The organism is Bartonella sp. AA18HLJMS, assembly GCF_042197245.1.
Taxonomy (GTDB): domain Bacteria; phylum Pseudomonadota; class Alphaproteobacteria; order Rhizobiales; family Rhizobiaceae; genus Bartonella.
The window spans coordinates 42,352-63,565 of record NZ_JBHIRP010000004.1 but is presented as its reverse complement, the minus strand read 5'-3'; the positions used below and the strand labels follow the sequence as shown (position 1 = coordinate 63,565).

Sequence of the window (21,214 nt, the reverse complement as noted above, 5' to 3'; positions counted from 1 at the left end):
ATCTTTATGTTCCCTATTGGGGAGTGATATGTGTATGAAAAGTTCCATTCTTCTTGTTATTGCATGTGCACTGTTAGATCAGAATAATCGTGTTTTGCTTACACAGCGTCCTGAAGGAAAATCACTGGCTGGTTTATGGGAGTTCCCTGGTGGCAAGGTTGAGCAAGGTGAAACTCCGGAAGCATCATTAATTCGTGAACTAGAGGAAGAGCTTGGTATTTATGTTCAACCAAATAATTTACACCCTTTAACGTTTGCGAGCCATAGCTATAAAACATTTCATCTCTTAATGCCATTGTACCTTTGTGACCATTATGAGGGCGTTGCGCAAGGACGAGAAGGGCAAAATTTAGAATGGGTTTTTATTAATGATCTTGATAAATACCCTATGCCTGATGCTGATAAACCATTGGTTCAGGTATTGAAAAATCACCTTCTTTAATGTGTTATAAGAAGGAAATATTGTTTAAATATAAATTAATATATTGAGTTATAATGATAATTTATAATTTTTTTATGTTGCATGGGGAAGTCCAGAGTCGTAAAAATTTTTCTCATTTCAAGTCTGTTTTATGTTAAATTAATCAAAACCATTCTTTTGCACGTTCCAAGCGGGGAGATTCATGTGGATAAAATTATTTAAGAAAGAAATAAAATACGTGCTGAAAGAACACTCTCCAATAGCCAAGGGTTATCGCAACATTGAGAATTGGCAAAGTGTATAATGATGCCTTTGCACGCTTCATAAGCATAAAAATGGTGGTAGATAATGGATTTATACTTTTCGCGATTATTATTGAGAGATTGTCTTGGAGGCACCGAGAGATATTAGGAGTATTTATTTCATAAGATATCGATAATAGGAAAAATTTCAAAAAATGTTGCTTTTGATTAAGAGGGGCATATCGCTTACGTAATATAGAACGCCATTGTGTTGCATATTTGCGGGGTTGTTTAAAAGAGGCATCTCGCAATATTCCAAAGCCCATTTCGTGCCGGCACTCGTGAATGGTATAATGGTAAAGCTTTATAAGATAAAATCTATTGAGCGCCACTATCTTTACGCTTATGAAGGAGTAAGCTAGTTCCAATGTTAGTTACGATAGCTCTTGGCATTTGAGGGCATTCAGAAGGGATATTTTTCTTTTCGTAATCATTTTTACTTATACATCAATTCCGCTTGTGATGAACAGACAAGCGGCTTTGATTGATCCAACATAAAAACAGATTTGAAATAAAAAATCTTACGATATTTAGAATGCTTGACGCAGAGTGAATGATGGATAATTATCCTTATAAATCAATATATTGTAATAATAAAACATTCAATTAATTTTTTATAGGAGGCATGTATGAAGTTTCTTGAATTGGACGGCGTTTTGCGATGGGATATTGATTTTTTTTAGCGATACGCGTAATTGCTTTTTCCAAGGGCTCAATCATAACGTCCATAGAAAAACCATTTGCGTGAATAATATTTGCGTGATCAACCATAATAGCAACATGATCTTTCCAAAAAATTAAATCGCCTCGTTGAAGTTTATCAGTATCTGTAAGAGGACTGCCTATAGTTTCTTGCTGCATATCGGTGTCACGTAAAACTATTTGATCGGTCATCATCATAGAGAGCTGAATGAGTCCCGAACAATCAATTCCAAAACCGCTGACACCACCCCAAAGATAAGGTGTACGGATAAAGGTTTCTGCAACTGTGACATAATCTTCATATACGCGTCCAATGGGGTTGAGATGACTCGTAATGATTGCTGTTCCATTTTCAAGAATAGAATACATTGTGTCACGGACTTCAATTTCATCAACAACACTGACTTTGCTTCCCATAGATAATGGGGATACTATTGGTCCACGTAAGTCAGCGTGTAAATATTTAAATGTGCGTGGTACTGAAACCACATGCGTTTGTTTTATGGTTGATGTACAAAGAACTTTTGTATCAATATAACCGACATAACCATCTTTGAGTGATTGTCCCCACGACAATGTTTTCCCTTGTTCAAAAATGAGAAGTTCTTCTCCCAATAAGCATTCTGTTTGTCTTTCACTTTTTTTACTATTTTCTTTAAAAAGTCCAGCGACCGCTGTATTAACACGTCTTTTTTCACCTTGAACAAAGCGTTGAGCTGTAATTTCTGTTTCAAGACGTTGATCTGCTAGATCATCTCTGAATGCATGAAGTCTTGGGTCTTTAGAGATCATCTTTTTGCTTTCCATTTTGTTACTTCTTACCTTTAAACAAACTCATGAAAACTCTATTGGTAAGGTTTTTATCCTCAAACAAAACTAAGAACACAGTGTAAGACCAATTATTCTTTAAGCTGCAAAATTGTCCATTTTTGTGGATATTTGTGTCAAAATTCATTTTTAAAAATATTATAAAGGGCACGAATAGTTTGTGCTGATCCACCAATAGGGTATCCTGGTTTTTCTTTTGGAACCCATCCATAAAGGTCAAAATGCGCAAAATGTTCAGCTTTTTCAACAAAAGAATTAAGAAATAAAGCAGCTGTTATAGAACCAGCAAAGCTGTTTCCAGTTACATTGTTAAGATCAGCAATTGGTGATGATAACATCTCTTGGTAAGGTTTCCAAAGGGGCATTTGCCAAAGAGGATCAAAGACAGCGTGAGCAGATTCAGAAATTTGTTGTGCCCATATTGAATCATTACAATAAAATGCGGGAAGATCTGGTCCTAGTGCTATACGCGCTGCCCCTGTTAAAGTAGCCATACAAAGCATGAATTGTGGACTTTCTTCATCACCATAGGCGAGTGCATCGGCAAGGACAAGGCGCCCTTCAGCATCTGTATTACCTACTTCAACACTTAAACCTTTACGACTTTTGAGAATATCACCTGGTCGGTAAGCATTCCCAGAAATTGCATTTTCTACAGCTGGAATCAAAACGCGTAAACGGAAAGGCAATTTTGCATCCATGATAAGTTTAGCCAATCCCAAAACGTTTGCTCCACCCCCCATATCTTTTTTCATAAGTAACATGTTATTGGCTGATTTAATATCGAGACCTCCAGTATCAAAAGTTACGCCTTTGCCCACCAACGTTATTTTAGGATGATGTTCTTGCCCCCAGAGTAACTCAATCAGTCGTGGTGCAGTGCTGCCTGCTCGTCCTACAGCATGAATCATCGGAAAGTTATGGATTAAGAGATCGTCTCCACAAATACTTTTGATATGAGCACCGTAGGTTTTTCCTAGTTTTCGAGCTTCTTTTTCGAGAGTATCAGGGTTCATATCATTGGCTGGAATATTAATGAGATCACGGACGAAAAAGACAGCTTCATAAATTCGTTGGAGCTCATTGAGATCAATCGCCTCATTGACATGGATAGATAATGATTTGAAAGAAGAATTTTGACGATAGCGATTAAATTGATAGCTACCAAATGCCAATCCAAGATAGGTATTTATTTCATCAGAGGTTGTACCTTCTAAATGCCATTGACCAGCAGGAAGCTTTTGAGCAAGCAGTCCTGTGATAAAAGGATCGTTACCATTGCCAATTCCAAATAAAACTTTTTTTAAATGCCCCGTTTCGTGAGGAATAAAGAGTATTTGTCCTGCTTTACCAGTAAAGTCATTAACTTTTATCCATGCTGTTGTTGACGCATCAAGTGATAAGTTGGCAAGAGTTCTTTGGTTTACCAATATGATAGGGCAACTGTTATCGATACGCGTTGAGGTAAAATGAATGTGGTGGTGCATAGTTATGAGATCCTTATAGTCGTCTAAGTGCGACATATTCGACCAAATGATTTTTTCCCTTTCGTAGAATGAGATTGGACCGTGGTCGTGTTGGCAATATATTTTCCTGTAAATTTTTTAAATTAATCGTTTGCCAAAGATCCTCAGCGATTTTTGAGGCTTCTTTTTCATTGAGGTGGGCATAACGATGAAAATAGGATTCAGGATTTTGAAAAGTTGTTTTACGCAAACGTTTAAAGCGCTCCAAATACCAGTGACGAATGACTTCTGTTTCGGCATCGACATAGATTGAAAAATCAAAAAAATCTGATACGAAAGGAATAGCTTTTCCATCTTTAGGAAGATCACTGACTTGTAATACATTAATACCTTCAACAATTAAAATATCAGGACGATCAATGGTAATTGTCTGATTTTCTAGAACATCATAGGTCATATGTGAGTAAAGTGGGGCACGAACATTTCCGATACCTGCTTTTATAGCCGAAAGAAAGCACAGCAGTTTTTTAATGTCATAGGAATCAGGAAATCCTTTACGATTCATACGATTTTTTTGCTGTAAGATTGCGTTAGGATAGAGAAAACCATCCGTTGTGATTAGATCAACTTTAAGACTAGATGTCCAACGTTTCAACAGTTCTTGAAGAATGCGAGCCGTGGTTGATTTTCCTACAGCTACAGAACCAGCAATTCCAATAATAAAGGGCGTTTTTCTACTCTCTTCTTGATGGAGAAACTGCTGACGTTTGTGAAAAAGTTCCTGTACTGCTTCAACATGGCATGATAACAGACGCGATAAAGAAAGATAAATGCGTTGGACTTCTTTAAGATCGATAGGATCATCAATAGAGCGTAAACGCTTAATTTCATCAAAAGTCAAAGTAAGAGGTGTGTCTTCACGAAACTCTGACCATTCTTGTGCAGTAAAAACACGATAGGGTGAATATCGGTCAGAAACGGATTTGACCAGATTATCTTTCTGATTAATTTTTTGTATAGTCGTATCAATCATTTGTATTTGTCGAGATTTTTTTGCAGCAGCAATTGATTAAGAGTAGACAGATGAGCGGCTTTATTTTCATATAAATTTTGTTTTGCATGCTCTCTTCTTTTAAGATAATAGATCATTTTTCATTAACTTATAGTCCAGTCATTCCAGTTTGCACGGATTTGTGCTAATGAGTGCCCTTGCGCCAAAAAAGCCCATAAAAGTAGACGCGCTTTTACGGCTGATAAATAACCAGACATGAGAGCACCAGAAGCAATCATATCAATTTCGGAGCCTTTATAGCCATAAGTTATACGAGTTGTTGAGCCATTACAACAACGACTAGCAATAATGATTGGTATTTTTTGTGCATATTGTTGTACAAGGTCTGCTTCTTGAAAACTACAGTGTCCTGCACCAAAACCAGCAATAACAACTCCAGCATAATACCCACTTTCAAGGCATAGTTTCATTAATTGTGCACCAGATGATAAAGAGGAATAGAGCAGTGCAATTTGATGGTCATGGTTTTGGGGAAGATCAAACGTTGTCGGAAAAAATTTTCGATCATTGAAATAAATAAGTTTTCCCTCTAAAATAGTTCCTAAAACACCTGCAAGACCTGATTGAAATGTTTCGACTTTGACGGTATGGCTTTTATAGAGCCAATAAGGTGAATGAATTGCATCATTTATGACAACGAGAACGCCCCTGTTACGACTTTGTGTGGCTGCTGCGACACGAGTGGCTGCTAAAATGTTTGCGGGGCCATCGGCGCCTGCTTCATGAGGCATGCGCATAGCGCCGGTTATGATGAGTGGTTCGGCTTCCTTCCAATAAAGAGAAAGAAAAAAAGCTGTTTCTTCCAGAGTATCAGTCCCTTGTGTTAAAACAATACCTTCTGCACCAGCGTTTATTTGTTGTTTTGCCCACTTAATTATTTCAAAAAACATTTGAAACGATAAAGATCCACTTGGTATTTGCATTAATGTTTGTGCATGAATATCAGCAACGTTATTTAAATCAGGAACACTTTTTATGAGGTTATCTGAAGTTAAAGTCGGTTGCATGTGACCAAAACTATCAGCAGTCATTGCAATTGTTCCACCTAAGGTCCCTATGGCTATTTTTTTCATAATTTTCCTCTAAAAAGCACAAACTGTTTATATAAAGCTATTTAGCAGTAATTTACATTGACAACAATGATATCATTTTTCCAATTTTCAACAAATTGAGTTATGCTGAATCATTGTGTTTTGCTGTATATGTTCTTAAATAGGACAATAGTAATTGAGTTTTACATTGTATGAAAAGAAATCAATATTAAAAAGTAAAGTTAATATTAAGGAGTTTCCTTATGACAGAACATAAGCCAGACATAATGTATGGTACAACAATTATTACGGTACGAAAAGGTGGACAAGTCGTGATGGCCGGGGATGGTCAGGTCTCTCTTGGACAGACAATTATGAAAGGCAATGCACGTAAAGTGCGTCGTCTTGGAAAGAACGGAGTGGTTATTGCTGGTTTTGCTGGTGCTACGGCAGATGCTTTTACATTACTGGAGAGATTGGAAACAAAGCTTGAACAATATCCTGATCAGCTTATGCGTGCTTGTGTGGAACTTGCAAAAGATTGGAGAACAGATCGCTATTTGCGTCGTCTCGAAGCAATGATGCTCGTGGCTGATAAGAAAGTAACTTTGGCTCTAACAGGGCTTGGTGATGTCTTAGAACCAGAAGATGGGGTTATGGCAATTGGCTCTGGAGGAAATTTTGCTCTTTCAGCAGCGCGTGCACTCATGGATTTGGATTTAGATGCAGAAACTATTGCTCGTAAAGCTATGGCTATTGCCGCTAAAATTTGTGTTTACACCAATGATCATTTTACGATTGAAACATTGGATGCAGAATTATCTTCTTTAGAGAAAGCTATTTAAATGTGTGTTGTATTTTCCCCTCGTGAGACTGTTTCTGAACTTGATCGTTTTATTATTGGCCAAAATGATGCCAAACGCTCTGTAGCTATTGCATTGCGCAATCGGTGGCGTAGGCAACAGCTTGATGAGCCGATGCGTGAAGAAGTTATGCCAAAAAATATTTTAATGATAGGGCCAACAGGTGTTGGTAAAACAGGAATCGCACGTCGATTAGCAAAACTTTCTGGAGCACCTTTTGTGAAAGTAGAAGCGACGAAATTTACTGAAGTTGGTTATGTGGGACGTGATGTTGAGCAAATTATTCGAGATCTTGTTGAAATTGCCATTTCTCTTGTGCGTGAAAAGAAACGGGATGAAATAAAAGAAAAGGCTCACGTGAATGCTGAAGAGCGGGTTTTAGACGCCCTTGTTGGTAAAACAGCAAGTCCTGCTACCCGTGATAGTTTTCGTAAAAAATTGCGTGAAGGTGAATTGGATGAGAAAGAGATTGAAATTGAAGTCGCCGATAATAATAGCAATAGTGCTTCAACCTTTGATATTCCTGGTATGCCTGGGGCACAAATGGGTATTATGAATTTATCAGATATTTTGGGCAAAATGGGCAGTCGTACAAAAGTCCGTAAGACGACAGTAAAGGATTCTTTTAAACCGCTCATTGATGATGAATCTGAAAAACTCCTTGATCAGGAGCAAATTATTCAAGAGGCGCTTCGTGTTGCTGAAAATGACGGTATTGTTTTTATCGACGAGATTGATAAAATTGCAACTAGGGATGGTGGAGCAAGTGTTGCGGTTTCGCGTGAGGGCGTTCAACGGGATCTTTTGCCTTTGGTTGAAGGAACAACAATTGCTACAAAATATGGGCAAATCAAAACAGATCATATTCTTTTTATTGCCTCAGGTGCATTTCATGTTTCCAAGCCATCTGATTTATTACCGGAACTTCAAGGACGTTTGCCCATCCGTGTGGAGCTGAACCCTTTAACAAGGGAAGATTTACGGCGCATTCTAACGGAACCAGAAGCTAGTTTGATTAAACAATATATTGCTCTTATGGCAACAGAAGAGGTTCATTTGGAAATTACCGATGATGCAATTGATGCTTTAGCAGATATTGCTGTAGATTTAAATGCAAGGATTGAAAATATAGGGGCACGTCGTTTGCAAACAGTGATGGAGCGCGTTTTGGATGAGATTTCTTTCACTGCACCTGATAAAGCTGGAACATCGTTTAAAATTGATGCTGCTTATGTGAGAAAATCTATTGGCGAGCTTGCTGCTGATATCGATCTTTCACGTTTTATTCTTTGAAAGTTATTGCTTGTTCTGTTTATCTGCGTGCTTCGATAATTTTGAAACCATGGGCTTGTTCATGTATCAACACTGTGCGGAAAATATTTTTTAATAATGTTTCATAAGGCAGGTGGCGGTTTGCAACAAAAAGCAGACTGCCGCTTGGCTTTAAGCACTTTGCAGCATTTATAATAAAATTTTTTCCTAATGAAACATCTGTTGTTTGTTGTGTGTGAAACGGTGGATTTGAAATGATTGTGTCATATAGATTTGTGATAGGTTCATGTACAAGGTCATGCCAATAAAAATGAATTGGAAAAGGAGCTGTTATGGATTTAAGGTGCTGTTTTGCTGCTCTCAAAGCATTGTAGTCTGCTTCATAAAGGTCGAGAGCGGTGAGTTTTTCACTTCTTTCAAGCGCAACGTGAGAAAGATAACCCCATCCAGCACCAAAATCAGCCGTTTTTCCAGAAATAATTTTGAGCATATAAGAAGCAAGCGCAGCAGATCCTGGATCAATACGTCCGTGTGAGAACATACCAGAAGTGGTTTGAAATTTACCAAAAGTGAGCGGTGGTGAGCGCAATTGCGCAATGTTATGTCTCTCAATTTGTTGAGGAACTTGCAACCAAAATACAAGACCATGATTTTTAGACAATTTATTGGTGATGGGAACAATTGTTTTGACCCATTTTATCATTGAAGCAGCACCAGCAATTTTATCCCCACTGATTACAATCCATCCATTGGGTTTAACGCACTCTAATAAATCAAGAAAACAATTTTGGTTCAAACCACGATATTTGCTCAAATGTAAAAATGCACCATCATAGCTGAAAGTTTTATCTATTTGAGGAGAGCAGTGAAATTGAGTATCGACAAATTTTAAAAAATCTGGTCGCCAAGGCGTAATAACTTTTAAATTTTGTGCCCATTCTGGAGCTGGGATTTCTGTTAAACCAAAACTTAGCCAACACTGGTTTGGATCAGGATACGGGAGTTCATGATTTTCAAAAGGCAAAAATAATAACACATATGACTCTTTCAAAGAAAAATGCCACTCCAATGTTGGGATGGCATTTCATGATACGATAAGAGGAAAAACTTACTCTTCTTTCTTACGGCGGCGCTTATTTTCAGGTTGTTTTTTTTCATCCACGCACTTTTCTTCATTCATCGCTTTATCACCGGTGATTTCCTTTCCGGTTGTTTGATCAACGACCTTCATTGATAACCGAACTTTTCCACGCTCATCAAAGCCCATTAATTTAACCCAAACTTTGTCACCTTCTTTTACAATATCTGTTGTTTTGGTGACGCGTTCTGATGCAAGCTGAGAGATATGAACGAGTCCATCACGAGAACCAAAGAAGTTTATAAATGCACCAAATTCTGCAGTTTTTACAACTGTTCCTTGGTAGATAGCACCAACTTCAGGCTCATCGACAATAGAATGGATCCAACGTTTTGCTGCTTCAATGGTTTTAGCATCAGCAGAAGCAATTTTAATGGTACCATCATCTTCAATATTAATTTTTGCTCCAGTTTGTTCCACGATTTCCCGAATAACTTTACCACCAGAGCCGATAACATCACGGATTTTATCGACAGAAATATTCATAACTTCGATTCGTGGAGAAAATTCACTCAGCTCAGCACGTGCACTGGTTAAAGCTTTCGCCATCTCATTAAGGATATGGATTCGTCCACCTTTGGCTTGTTCAAGCGCGATTTTCATAATCTCTTCGGTAATACCATCAATTTTGATATCCATTTGCAAGGCAGTAATACCATTTTCTGTTCCTGCGACTTTAAAATCCATATCTCCAAGATGATCTTCATCCCCTAAAATATCAGAAAGAACAGCAAAGCGTTCTCCTTCTTTAATCAAGCCCATAGCAATACCAGCAACAGGGCGTGCTAGAGGAACACCAGCATCCATAAGAGCAAGTGAGGTTCCACAAACCGTTGCCATAGAAGAAGAGCCATTGGATTCAGTGATTTCTGAGACAGCACGAATGGTATAAGGAAAAGATTCTTTCGTTGGTAACATGGGGTGAATTGCCCGCCATGCCAATTTGCCATGTCCAATTTCACGACGACCTGGAGAACCAAGGCGTCCCGTTTCACCCACTGAAAATGGTGGAAAATTGTAATGGAGAAGGAATGTTTCCTTATACATTCCTGTCAAAGAATCAACATATTGTTCATCTTCACCAGTTCCCAATGTTGCAACGACAATCGCTTGTGTTTCTCCGCGGGTAAAGAGTGCTGATCCATGTGTGCGGGGTAAAATACTTACTTCTGATTGGATAGGGCGTACGGTAGAAAGATTGCGTCCATCAATCCGCTTTTGGGTATCAAGAATGTTTCCGCGAACAATTTTTGCTTGCAACTGTTTAAATACGGTTGCAATTTGATCTGCACTAAATTGACAGTCTTTTTCTGGTTCTGGCATAAATTTATTGAGGATTTCTGTCTTTAGTGCATCAATTGCAGCATAACGTTCTTGCTTATCAGTAATTGTGTAAGCCTTTCGTATATCCTGTTCTGCCATTTTCTGCATCGCTTTTTCAAGCTCAGAAAGATCTTCAGGAACAAAATCACGAGGATCTTTTGCAGCAACTTCAGCAAGCTTTATAATGGCATCAAGGACAGGTTGAAGGCCTTTGTGACCAAACATTACGGCCCCCAACATGATATCTTCCGGTAATTCTTGTGCTTCTGATTCAACCATCAAAACAGCACTTTCTGTTCCAGCAACAACAAGATCAAGTTTTGATTCAGGCATTTCATCGATATGAGGATTAAGAATATATTGTCCATTACAATAGCCAACGCGGGCACCGGCTATAGGCCCCATGAAAGGAACACCTGACAGGGTCAATGCGGCAGAAGATGCAATCATCGCAAGGATATCGGGATTGTTTTCGAGATCATGCTGTATAACGGAAACAATAACTTGTGTATCATTTTTATATCCCTCAACGAAAAGGGGACGAATTGGGCGATCAATCAAACGTGAAACCAAAGTTTCATTTTCACTTGGTCGACTTTCACGTTTTAAATAGCCCCCAGGTATTCGACCAACAGCATAGGATTTTTCTTGATAATTAACGGTGAGTGGAAAAAAGTCCTGGTCTGGTTTTGGGATTTTGGCCGATACAACGGTAGCTAAGACAATCGTTTCTCCATAGGTAGCAATCACTGCACCATCAGCTTGACGCGCTATTTTCCCTGTTTCAAGGGTGAGCGGACGCCCGGCCCATTCAATTTCTATCTTGTGCGTTTTGAACATTTTTTATCCTTAATGACCAGTGTTTAAATCTTTGATTGCTCACATTCTGGTTTTGCGTAGCATACTTCCAAGATCTGGGGTGGACAACATACTTTTTATCTTTGTTGCAAGAAAAGAGAAGTAAACTGCTTAAATGCGAAACGATGAGCAGTTCTATCCCATAATAACTTATCAGTTTTTAAAATTTTTAATTAAAAGCAACACGTTGAAAAAATGGGTGTTTTTTAAATACCACTTCCATTTTTCTTTTAGCGACGCAAACCTAATTTCTTTATAAGTGTCTGATAACGATTTTGGTCAACTCCTTTAAGATAATCAAGAAGACGCCGACGTTGAGATACCATCTTCAAAAGACCACGACGAGAATGATTATCTTTTTTGTGAGATTTAAAGTGGTTTGTTAAATTAGAAATACGTTCAGAAAGTACAGCAATTTGCACTTCTGGTGATCCTGTATCACCAACTTTGTTTGCGTATTCTGCGACAAGAGCTTTTTTACGTTCAGCTGTAATCGACATCGTATTATCCTTTCCAAAAACGAAGAAACATAAAGCCACCCATAGCCGAGATGTCGTTCAGCAAGGGTCTGTGAGAAAACAGGAAAAGTCGAAGACTCTTACCCATTTTCGTTCTTATATAGGAAAGAAGGTTAAAATACTAGTCCTTGACAGCATTTTGAAGTCTTTCTTTAAATAAAAGCTTTTGTTTTGAAATATTGATTTAAATAGAGTTTTATGAGAAGTTTTTTAAAGAATTATGCATCCTTTTGATACAAAGATTATGAGCGTGTATGTGGTAACAAAAGTGATAAATACCGATTTGGAGGGAAAAGATGCAGAGCATTTCAACATTAAAACTTTTTCGTAATTCGGTATTTCGAAATTTATGGTCATCTACTCTTATTTCTAATTTGGGGGGGCTGATACAGGCTGTTGGAGCAGGGTGGTTAATGGCGTTGATTAGTTCTTCGCATTCCATGGTTGGGCTAGTTCAAAGTGCCACAACATTACCACTTGTTATGTTTTCTTTGATGGCAGGGGCATTAGCTGATAATTTTAATCGGCGTCAAATTATGTTGTGTGCGCAGATTATGATGATGGTCATATCGATGAGTTTATCTGTTTTAGCCTATATGGGATTTCTAACACCTTGGCTTTTGTTATGTTTTACGTTTTTGATTGGATGTGGTACAGCTTTTTATAATCCTTCTTGGCAAGCAACGATAGGAGATATTGTGAGCAGGGAAAATATTCCTGCTGCTGTTAGTTTGAATAGTGTCGGCTTTAATTTGATGCGGAGTGTTGGTCCTGCTATTGGTGGTGCCATCATTGCAACTTTGGGGGCATCTGCTGCTTTTTTGTTTAATGCTATAAGCTATATTCCTCTTATTGGTGCGTTGTTTTTCTGGAAGTCGAATTATGAAAACAACTCATTGCCACGAGAAAGGCTGTTAGGAGCTGTCTCAGATGGTTTGCGTTATGTTGCGATGTCACCTAATCTGCTGAGTATTATGGTTCGAGCGTTCCTTTTTGGTATAGGAGCAATTTCTATTTTAGCACTTTTGCCAATTGTTGCGCACAAAGTTCTTGGAGGAAGTGCCCTTCTTTATGGTACATTGCTCGGTTGTTTTGGGTTAGGAGCCATGACAGCAGGTATTATTAATGCAGTTGTACGGCATCATTTTCGTTCAGAAACAATTATTGCAAGTGCATTTATTGGTTTTGCCTTTTCTTGCTTTTTATTGGGAATAAGCCGTTCACTGATTATAAGCCATATTGCTTTATTTCCTGCAGGGTTATGTTGGGTTTTGGCCTTATCATTGTTTAATACATCTGTACAACTCTCTACACCACGCTGGGTTGTTGCACGTTCTTTAGCACTTTATCAAACGGCATCTTATGGGGGGATGGCTATTGGAAGTGCAATCTGGGGAGTTTTGGCTGATGGTTATTCTCCAACAATTGCTTTGAGCGTTTGTTCTCTATTCTTGATTTTTGGTGCTCTTGCGGGGGTAAAATTTAGAATTCAAGAAATTCCTCAGATAGATTTAAATCCTCTTGATCATTTTAGAGAGCCGGAACTATTACTCGACCTCAAAGCAAGAAGTGGCCCGATCATGATAATGATCGATTACCAAATTCATGAAAATGAACTCGAAGAGTTTCTCAAAGTGATGACGCGTCGACGCCATATTCGATTACGTGATGGTGCGCGTCAGTGGGTCCTTTTACGAGATCTTGAAAGACCTGAATATTGGACAGAGGCTTATCATATGCCAACATGGGTAGATTATTTACGCCATAATCATCGTCGCACAAAAGCGGATGCAGAAGTCAATAAGCGTCTGCGTCATTTAAATTGTGCTCCTAACGGTATAAGAGTGCACCGTATGATTGAACGCCAAACAATACCTCAAGCCAATGAGATGCTTTTAAAAGTTTCCTCTGATCATCTCCCTTAGGGTTAAAACAGTTTTTGTAAATATTACATATATTAATATTATTTCGATCAATTTGTTAGCGTAATCATAAAAAAATTGCTGTTTTAATATTTAATGAATTGATTTATAATGGTTATTTTTCATTTTTCATGTTGAGTGATAGATTCTGAAAATCTTAAGCTTTTCTCGTTTCAAATCTATTTAGAGTAAATCAGTCCATATCTTTGCTTGTACATTATAAACGAGGACTAAAGTATGAGTAAAAAACGATTGAAAAAGAAATAAAAAGCCTTTTATGAATCCTTTAAATGCAAGGATTGTTGCGACATTAAGAGGAAAAAGTGTGTGGTGGTGTTAGCTTATAGCACTGACTTAAATTTTGATATGAATACGGTAAATATAGACAATGAAAAGCACCATATTTTTCTTAATTGATAGAGAAAAATATCTTTCCGCAAAAGGTGGTTGGGAAAAGAATCGATTAAATTGTGAAAATCCGCTTTGGTTTAAATAGACCTTTGTCGAGAGTGCCAATAGCAAGAAGTTGTTCCTTATAGAGGACACAAATTTCCTCTTCATCAAGAGCTGCTTTGTGATGATTCAAGAGGATAGAATGGCCTCTTATAATTCTCTGTGCTTGAGTTTCATTAAGGATATAGTGAGGGAGGCAATCCAATGCGGCGCTTGTGTCAATTAAGAGCCCATCGAGTGTTGAGAAGTTTTTTTCAAAAGAACGATTATTCTCATCTGTAGTGTTTTTATTTGGCGGAATGGCCGCTTTTAGTTCCTCCCATGTAATGAGATCTTTTTCATCAAAAGGTGTGACGGCAATACGTCTTAAATCAGCAATATGCCCATAGCAACCGAGATCACGTCCCATATCGCGTGCTAAAGAGCGCACATAAGTTCCTTTTCCGCAGGTTATTTCAAAGACAGAATGCTCTTTAGTAGGCATTTCTAATAACTTGAAAGTTTCTATTTCCACTTCACGGGGCGGAATTTCAACAACTTCCCCTTCACGCGCTAAATCATAGGCACGATTTCCAGCAATTTTGATTGCTGAAAATTGTGGAGGTGTTTGCAAAATAATACCCGTATATTGAGGAAGAAGAGCAAGTATTTCTTCTTGTGTTGGACGTATGAGAGAAGTTTTCGTTATTTCTCCTTCTAAATCATCTGTTGAGCGCTCTTGCCCCCAAGCAATATGAAAACGGTAAGTTTTTTTGCCTTGCATCACGTAAGGGACGGTTTTGGTTGCTTCGCCCAATGCAATGGGAAGGAGACCAGAAGCAAGAGGGTCAAGTGTACCCGCATGTCCTGCCTTTTGTGCATGAAAGAGCCATTTGATTTGTGAGACAGCTTCTGTTGATTTCATTCCTTTTGGTTTATCAAATATGACCCAGCCAGAAACAGGACGCCCCTTTTTTTTGTGTTGCCGCGCCATATCTTTAATCCTCATCTGTATCACTATGGTGAAGATCGCGTGCAACCTCAGGCGAGCGAAGGAGGGCATCAATTTTTGAAAAATTATCAAAACTATTATCAAGTCGGAAACGCAGTTCTGGCATATATTTCATTTGTCGCAACGCATGACTGATTTCTCCACGGAGAAAACGACTATGTTTATTGAGGGTATCAACAACATCGGTATGAGAAGCATTTTTAAGAGTGCTGAGAGGTGATACAAAGCAAGTAGCAATTTTTAAATCTGGTGACATGCGTACTTCAGAGACAGAAATAACAATATCTTTTAAGATATCATCAAGCAAAATATCACGCTGTAATATATGCGCTATTGCATGACGTACTTGCTCTGCTACTCTAAGTTGCCGTTGTGATGTCCCTGCATTTTTCATCAAAGTTTTATCCTTGCTACAAGATCTCTTTTTTGACCATTTAGATAAGGAAAAAGAGATATTGTGTATAAAACCTAATAACTTTTCTCATTTCACAACAGAGTAAAGTTATTGGATTATTTTATAATGTGCGATTAATATGTTCGATACGGAAGGTTTCAATGATGTCTCCTGCACGCATGTCTTCATAATTTTCAAAGGCTATCCCACATTCTTGACCACTTTGCACTTCATTGACTTCATCCTTAAAGCGTTTGAGTGTTTTCAGCTTTCCTTCGTGAATAACGATATTATCGCGGATAAGGCGAACACCGGCTCCTCGTTCTATTTTACCTTCTGTAACACGACATCCTGCAACTTTTCCAATTTTTGTAATGTTAAAGACTTCTAGAATTTCAGCATTACCAAGGAAAGTTTCACGCTGTTCTGGTGAGAGTAATCCAGACATAGCAGCCTTGATATCGTCAACAAGATCATAAATGATGTTGTAATAACGAATTTCAATTCCTTGTGTTTTAGCAAAATCACGTGCCTGCTTATTAGCTCGAACATTAAAGCCAATTACAGCAGAGTTAGAAGCTTCTGCAAGAGAAATATCACTTTCGGTAATTCCTCCAGCACCAGAATGTACAATACGCGCACGAACCTCGTCATTTCCGAGTTTTTCCAATGCTGAAGCGATTGCTTCAATTGATCCTTGCACATCTCCTTTTATAATAAGAGAAAAATCCTTAACACCAGTCGTTTGCAATTTTGTCATCATCTGTTCAAGAGAACCACGCGAACCAGTTTGCCGCGCAACAGCTTTATCACGTGCTAATCGTTGCCGATATTCAGAAATTTCACGTGCTTTTGCTTCATGTGTGACAACAGCAAAACGATCTCCGGCTTGTGGTGTTCCTTGCATGCCTAAAATTTCAATTGGTGTAGAGGGAACGGCCTCTTTGACATGGCGGCCATGGTCGTCAATCAAAGCACGTACACGACCCCATTCATTTCCAGCAACTATAATATCAGAAGGGTGTAATGTACCTTTTTGAACAAGAACTGTTGCAACAGACCCACGTCCGCGATCCAATTTGGCTTCAATGATAACGCCCTCTGCAGTTCGTTGAGGATCTGCTTTCAGATCAAGCATTTCAGCTTGAAGAAGGATAGCTTCGAGAAGTTTATCAAGATTTTGACCAGTTTTAGCAGAAACTTCAACGTCCAAAGTTTCTCCGCCCATAGTTTCAACAAACACTTCATGTTGTAGAAGTTCTGTACGCACTTTTTGTGCATTCGCAGCTGGTTTATCAATTTTGTTGATAGCAACAATGATAGGTACACCAGCAGCTTTCGCATGATTGATTGATTCAATCGTTTGAGGCATAACACTATCATCAGCGGCTACAACGAGAACAGCAATATCAGTAACACGAGCTCCGCGTGCACGCATAGCGGTAAATGCAGCATGACCTGGTGTATCAATAAAGGTAATTTTTTGACCATTTTGTTCTACTTGATAGGCACCAATATGCTGCGTAATACCTCCTGCTTCGCCAGAAACAACATTTGCTTTACGAATAGCATCCAAAAGCGAAGTTTTTCCGTGGTCAACATGGCCCATAATGGTTACAACAGGGGCGCGCTGCTGCATGTTTTGAGGATTATCTGTTATATTAAAGATACCTTCTTCTACGTCAGATTCTAAAACACGTTTAACAGTATGGCCAAATTCAACAGCGATGAGTTCGGCAACATCTGCATCAATAACATCGCCAGGTTTCATCATTTGTCCTTGTTTCATCAAGAATTTAATCACATCAACAGAACGCTCAGTCATACGTTGTGCGAGCTCTTGAATGGTAATCGTTTCAGGAAGAACAACTTCGCGAGAAATTTTTTCTCTTGGTTCTTGATTTTGTGCACGCTTAAACTTTTCCTGTCTACGCCGCATTGCAGCCATTGAGCGCCCACGTGCGGTTCCTTCTTCATCCAGTGCACTATTCAGAGTTAGCTTTCCACGTCTCCGCTCATCAGCTCCTTTGACAACTTTTGGTACACGTATTTCTGACTTAGCAGGATTAGCACGTCGACTATGCCGTTCTTCCTCTTTATTGTCATCTATTTTGCGTTTTTCAACCACGGTTGTGTGTTTAGGCGCAATAGGAATATCTGTCTGTTCAATGAGAGGGGGAACAGGTGGAGTCTGTACTGGCAATATTTCTTCTTCTTGTTGGAGATGTATTTCTTTTTCTTTAATTTCTTGCTGTAAAATTTCTTCACGCTCTTTAGCGCGTCTTGCTTCTTCTTCGGCTTGTTCTCGCGTTATTTTTTCTTGGATATGTGCTTCTTCTAACGCGCGAAGTCTCGCTTCCATTTCAGTTGATGAAAGATTGCTTTTGGTCACAGATTCTTGAGGCTTTTTCCCCTCAAAACGCGGTTTAGAACGCTGGGGGGCCACATGCGGCTTTGTAATGGGCTGTAGGGTTTCAGCTTTTTCATCAGGTCGCGTAATTTTACGCCGTTTGGTTTCGACAACGACAGCCTTCGTACGGCCATGACTAAAATTTTGTTTAACCGTGCTCGTTTCCAAGACAGACCTCTTGAGAGTTAGTGTCTTCTTGACGGTTGTTTTGTCGTTGTTATTTTCACTCATTGTACTTCCTTCACGGCTTGTGCCGTCATCTCACTAGACTTACTATGCTTGTCGTCACGATAGCTGATCAATTTACATGTTGTTTTGAGAAATCCTTCAGCAGCTTTTGTGTCCAGTAAGGCCGCGTGCATTACAGGATTAGAGCCAAAAGCCACTCGCATTTCATCACTTGTAAATAAAGATATGGTTTTTATAGTCCGATTTGTTTGTTGTTGTATTGAATGGATGGCCTGTGCAATTTTTCGTTTCCCATCTTCTGTTGCTTCTTTAGCATGAAGTACAAGAATAACTTTACCAGAGCGGATAGCAGCGTCAACCTTTGTTGCTCCCATAACAATTGCTCCCGCTTTTCGTGCCATGGAAAGGCTTGAAAGAGCGGCTTTTAGTAAAAGCGTATCAACAATATGCACAAGATTTGGTGCAACCTCAACATCTGTTTTAAAATTTCTATGAAAAGCTTTCTGTTTGATTGCTTTCTCAATAACAGCGTGATGGGCAGAAATCCAAACGCCACGCCCTGGTAAATTCGCTTTAAGATCAGGAACAATTTGGTTATTGGGACCAATAACAAAACGGATCAGCGTTTGTGCTGAAGCATTTTTTCGGGTCACAATGCAAGTCCGTTCGTTCATTTAAAGTGTATCCACATCCAAATCATCTGTTTTTTCATTTTCTGCAGAATTTTCATCTTCTACAGGACTTTCTGTAACAAGATCAGCTTGGTCTATCCAGCCTGCTTGTACACGTGCGGCTAAAACCATAGCTTCTGCATCTGCGCGTGTAATGTCAAAAGGGGTTAAAATACCAGAAAAATTCTGTGTTTGACCTTCTTTACGTTCTCTCCAACCAGCTAAATCATCAACGGCATAGCCAGCAAAGTCTTCTATTGTTTTTACACCATCCTCACCTACAGCAACCAACATAGCACTTGTCATTCCAGGAAGTGTTCGCAATTCGTCAGAAACTCCAAGCTTTTTGCGTTTTTCATCAAGTTCTTTTTCTTGATGATCAAGATATTCGCGGGCACGACTTTGAATTTCAGCGGCGGTATCATGGTCAAAACCATCAATAGAAGCGATTTCTTCAAGATCAATATAGGCGATTTCTTCAATAGAAGAAAAACCCTCTGATGCCATAACCTGTCCGATCATTTCGTCAACCTCTAAGGCTTCCATAAACAATTTACTCCGTTCAGTAAATTCTTTTTGACGATTTTCAGATTCTTCCTTTTCCGTTAAAATATCAATGTTCCATCCTGTTAGTTGCGAAGCCAAGCGAACATTTTGCCCACGTCGTCCAATAGCAAGGCTAAGTTGATCATCTGGCACAATAACTTCAATCCGTTCAGCATCTTCATCAAGGATGATTTTAGAAACTTCAGCAGGTTGCAGTGCATTAACGACAAATGTTGCCGCATCAGGCGACCAAGGAATAATATCAATTTTTTCGCCTTGTAATTCAGCAACAACAGCTTGTACACGACTTCCTCGCATTCCAACGCATGCTCCAACAGGATCAATGGAACCATCACGTGAAATAACGGCGATTTTAGCCCGTGAACCTGGATCACGAGCAACAGATTTGATTTCTATAATACCATCATAAATTTCTGGTACTTCCATAGTGAAAAGTTTTACCATAAATTGGGGATGTGTGCGTGAAAGGAAAATTTGCGGACCACGCGTTTCACGGTGTACATCATTGACAAAAGCACGAATGCGATCTCCATAGCGGAATGATTCACGAGGAATTAATTCATCACGGCGAACAATAGCTTCACCGCGCCCTAGATCAACGATGACGTTACCATATTCCACACGCTTAACTGTACCAGAAATAATTTCACCAACTTTATTTTTGAATTCTTCATATTGCTGATCGCGCTCTGCATCGCGTACTTTTTGTACAATAACCTGTTTAGCAGATTGTGCTGCGATACGTCCAAAATCCATAGGAGGTAAAAGATCAGCAAAAAAATCACCAATTTTTGCTTCTGCTTGACGTTTGAGAGCATCAGACAAAGTAATTTCCGTTGTATAGTCTTCAACGACATCAACGATTTTAAGCAGGCGCTGTAATTTAATTTCACCTGTTTTAGAATTGATTTCAGCACGAATATTGGTTTCTTGACCATAACGAGAACGTGCTGCTTTTTGAATAGCATCAGCCATCGCAGAAATGACAATTTCACGGTCGATTGACTTTTCACGTGCAACAGCATCTGCAATTTGCAGAATCTCAAGCCTGTTAGCGCTTGTAGCCATCAATTTTCTCCTTCTTTGTGCCACACGATGGGTATTTCCCAGTGATATTATTTTTTGAAATTGAGCGTCTGTATAGAGTCGTTAGCGTTCTCTTCGGCAATGAATTGTTGACTTAAATCTTTATTTTGTTTCAATGCATCGCGAATAAGCTCATCGGTAAGCACTAAATGCGCATTTATGATATCACAAAAGGAAATAGGGGTATACATGGCTTCTCCATAAGCAGCTTTATCAGTGTTTAAAATAAATCCATCTTGCGTGATATTTGTAAGTGTCCCACGAAATTTTCGGCGCCCATCAATTGTTATTTTGGTTTCAATTTTTGCAAGATGCCCTTGCCAATGAAAAAAATCAGATTTTCTTACCAATGGACGATCAATTCCAGGTGATGAGATTTCTAAATGATATTTGCGTTCAATAACATTTTGTACATCAAGGAGGGGAGAAACTGTTCGACTAACAGTTTCACAATCTTCTATGGTCATAGAACCATCGGCACGCTCAACCATAATTTGAAGTGTTAAACCATTTTGACCAAGAAGTTTCACACGAACCAAACGAAAACCTAAAGGTTTAAGTAGTGGTATGACAAGAGCAGCAACCTGTGCTTCGATACCATCTTCTTCAAATAGGCGCGGTTCGTCAAGATTGCTTATTTTTTCAGCTTCGTTCATACATTTTATCCAAGTTGGTTTCATCAGTTTTATGATATTAAAAAAGAGCGGGTCCAACGGCCCACTCTTCATCATAAGACC

The 21,214-nt window shown here is 38.9% G+C and carries 17 protein-coding genes; 4 read left to right on the top strand and 13 right to left on the bottom strand.

The window, feature by feature from the left end:
• The first annotated feature begins 28 nt into the window (after positions 1-28).
• Entirely contained in the window at positions 29-442 is a 414-nt protein-coding gene (mutT, locus tag ACFINW_RS04010) for an 8-oxo-dGTP diphosphatase MutT (protein WP_375621187.1), read from the top strand.
• Positions 443-1,329: 887 nt separating this feature from the next.
• On the opposite strand, the gene ACFINW_RS04005 is transcribed toward mutT, so the two are convergent.
• From ACFINW_RS04005 to ACFINW_RS03990, 4 genes are all read right to left on the bottom strand, one after another.
• Complete coding sequence (locus ACFINW_RS04005) at positions 1,330-2,217, bottom strand: NlpC/P60 family protein (protein ID WP_375621220.1); 888 nt, start codon at positions 2,215-2,217, stop codon at positions 1,330-1,332.
• Positions 2,218-2,369: 152 nt separating this feature from the next.
• Positions 2,370-3,740, bottom strand: coding sequence for a M17 family metallopeptidase (locus tag ACFINW_RS04000; RefSeq protein WP_375621188.1), 1,371 nt, complete (start codon positions 3,738-3,740; stop codon positions 2,370-2,372).
• A gap of 13 nt (positions 3,741-3,753) precedes the next feature.
• Complete coding sequence (gene coaA / locus ACFINW_RS03995) at positions 3,754-4,752, bottom strand: type I pantothenate kinase (RefSeq protein WP_273790598.1); 999 nt, start codon at positions 4,750-4,752, stop codon at positions 3,754-3,756.
• A gap of 122 nt (positions 4,753-4,874) precedes the next feature.
• Positions 4,875-5,864, bottom strand: a complete 990-nt coding sequence (locus ACFINW_RS03990) for an asparaginase (protein WP_375621189.1) — start codon at positions 5,862-5,864, stop codon at positions 4,875-4,877.
• A gap of 221 nt (positions 5,865-6,085) precedes the next feature.
• Here ACFINW_RS03990 and hslV point away from each other — a divergent pair, with 221 nt between their 5' ends.
• Positions 6,086-6,667, top strand: a complete 582-nt coding sequence (gene hslV, locus ACFINW_RS03985; RefSeq protein WP_375611823.1) for an ATP-dependent protease subunit HslV — start codon at positions 6,086-6,088, stop codon at positions 6,665-6,667.
• Positions 6,668-7,978: an ATP-dependent protease ATPase subunit HslU gene (hslU, locus tag ACFINW_RS03980; protein WP_375611822.1), complete on the top strand. Its 1,311-nt coding sequence runs from the start codon at positions 6,668-6,670 to the stop codon at positions 7,976-7,978.
• A gap of 19 nt (positions 7,979-7,997) precedes the next feature.
• Here the strand turns inward: hslU and ACFINW_RS03975 are convergent, their stop codons facing one another.
• The 3 genes from ACFINW_RS03975 to rpsO all read right to left on the bottom strand — a co-directional run bounded on the left by ACFINW_RS03975 (position 7,998) and on the right by rpsO (position 11,776).
• Complete coding sequence (locus tag ACFINW_RS03975; protein ID WP_375630005.1) at positions 7,998-8,993, bottom strand: class I SAM-dependent methyltransferase; 996 nt, start codon at positions 8,991-8,993, stop codon at positions 7,998-8,000.
• A gap of 72 nt (positions 8,994-9,065) precedes the next feature.
• Positions 9,066-11,258: a polyribonucleotide nucleotidyltransferase gene (pnp, locus tag ACFINW_RS03970; protein ID WP_375630006.1), complete on the bottom strand. Its 2,193-nt coding sequence runs from the start codon at positions 11,256-11,258 to the stop codon at positions 9,066-9,068.
• A 248-nt stretch (positions 11,259-11,506) separates the two neighbouring features.
• A complete protein-coding gene (gene rpsO, locus ACFINW_RS03965) occupies positions 11,507-11,776 on the bottom strand; it encodes a 30S ribosomal protein S15 (protein ID WP_375611819.1) in 270 nt (89 codons plus the stop codon).
• A 314-nt stretch (positions 11,777-12,090) separates the two neighbouring features.
• Here rpsO and ACFINW_RS03960 point away from each other — a divergent pair, with 314 nt between their 5' ends.
• A complete protein-coding gene (locus tag ACFINW_RS03960; protein ID WP_375639495.1) occupies positions 12,091-13,719 on the top strand; it encodes an MFS transporter in 1,629 nt (542 codons plus the stop codon).
• A gap of 460 nt (positions 13,720-14,179) precedes the next feature.
• On the opposite strand, the gene truB is transcribed toward ACFINW_RS03960, so the two are convergent.
• The 6 genes from truB to rimP all read right to left on the bottom strand — a co-directional run bounded on the left by truB (position 14,180) and on the right by rimP (position 21,157).
• Positions 14,180-15,142: a tRNA pseudouridine(55) synthase TruB gene (truB, locus tag ACFINW_RS03955; RefSeq protein ID WP_375639490.1), complete on the bottom strand. Its 963-nt coding sequence runs from the start codon at positions 15,140-15,142 to the stop codon at positions 14,180-14,182.
• A 4-nt stretch (positions 15,143-15,146) separates the two neighbouring features.
• A complete protein-coding gene (gene rbfA / locus ACFINW_RS03950) occupies positions 15,147-15,554 on the bottom strand; it encodes a 30S ribosome-binding factor RbfA (protein ID WP_375639986.1) in 408 nt (135 codons plus the stop codon).
• Between the two features lie 121 nt (positions 15,555-15,675).
• Entirely contained in the window at positions 15,676-18,195 is a 2,520-nt protein-coding gene (gene infB / locus ACFINW_RS03945) for a translation initiation factor IF-2 (RefSeq protein ID WP_375673815.1), read from the bottom strand.
• Complete coding sequence (locus ACFINW_RS03940) at positions 18,192-18,827, bottom strand: RNA-binding protein (protein ID WP_375630008.1); 636 nt, start codon at positions 18,825-18,827, stop codon at positions 18,192-18,194. The genes infB and ACFINW_RS03940 overlap by 4 nt, the downstream gene beginning before the upstream one ends.
• Positions 18,828-20,459, bottom strand: a complete 1,632-nt coding sequence (nusA, locus tag ACFINW_RS03935) for a transcription termination factor NusA (RefSeq protein WP_375630009.1) — start codon at positions 20,457-20,459, stop codon at positions 18,828-18,830.
• Positions 20,460-20,506: 47 nt separating this feature from the next.
• A complete protein-coding gene (gene rimP, locus ACFINW_RS03930; RefSeq protein WP_375611870.1) occupies positions 20,507-21,157 on the bottom strand; it encodes a ribosome maturation factor RimP in 651 nt (216 codons plus the stop codon).
• Positions 21,158-21,214: the final 57 nt, after the last annotated feature.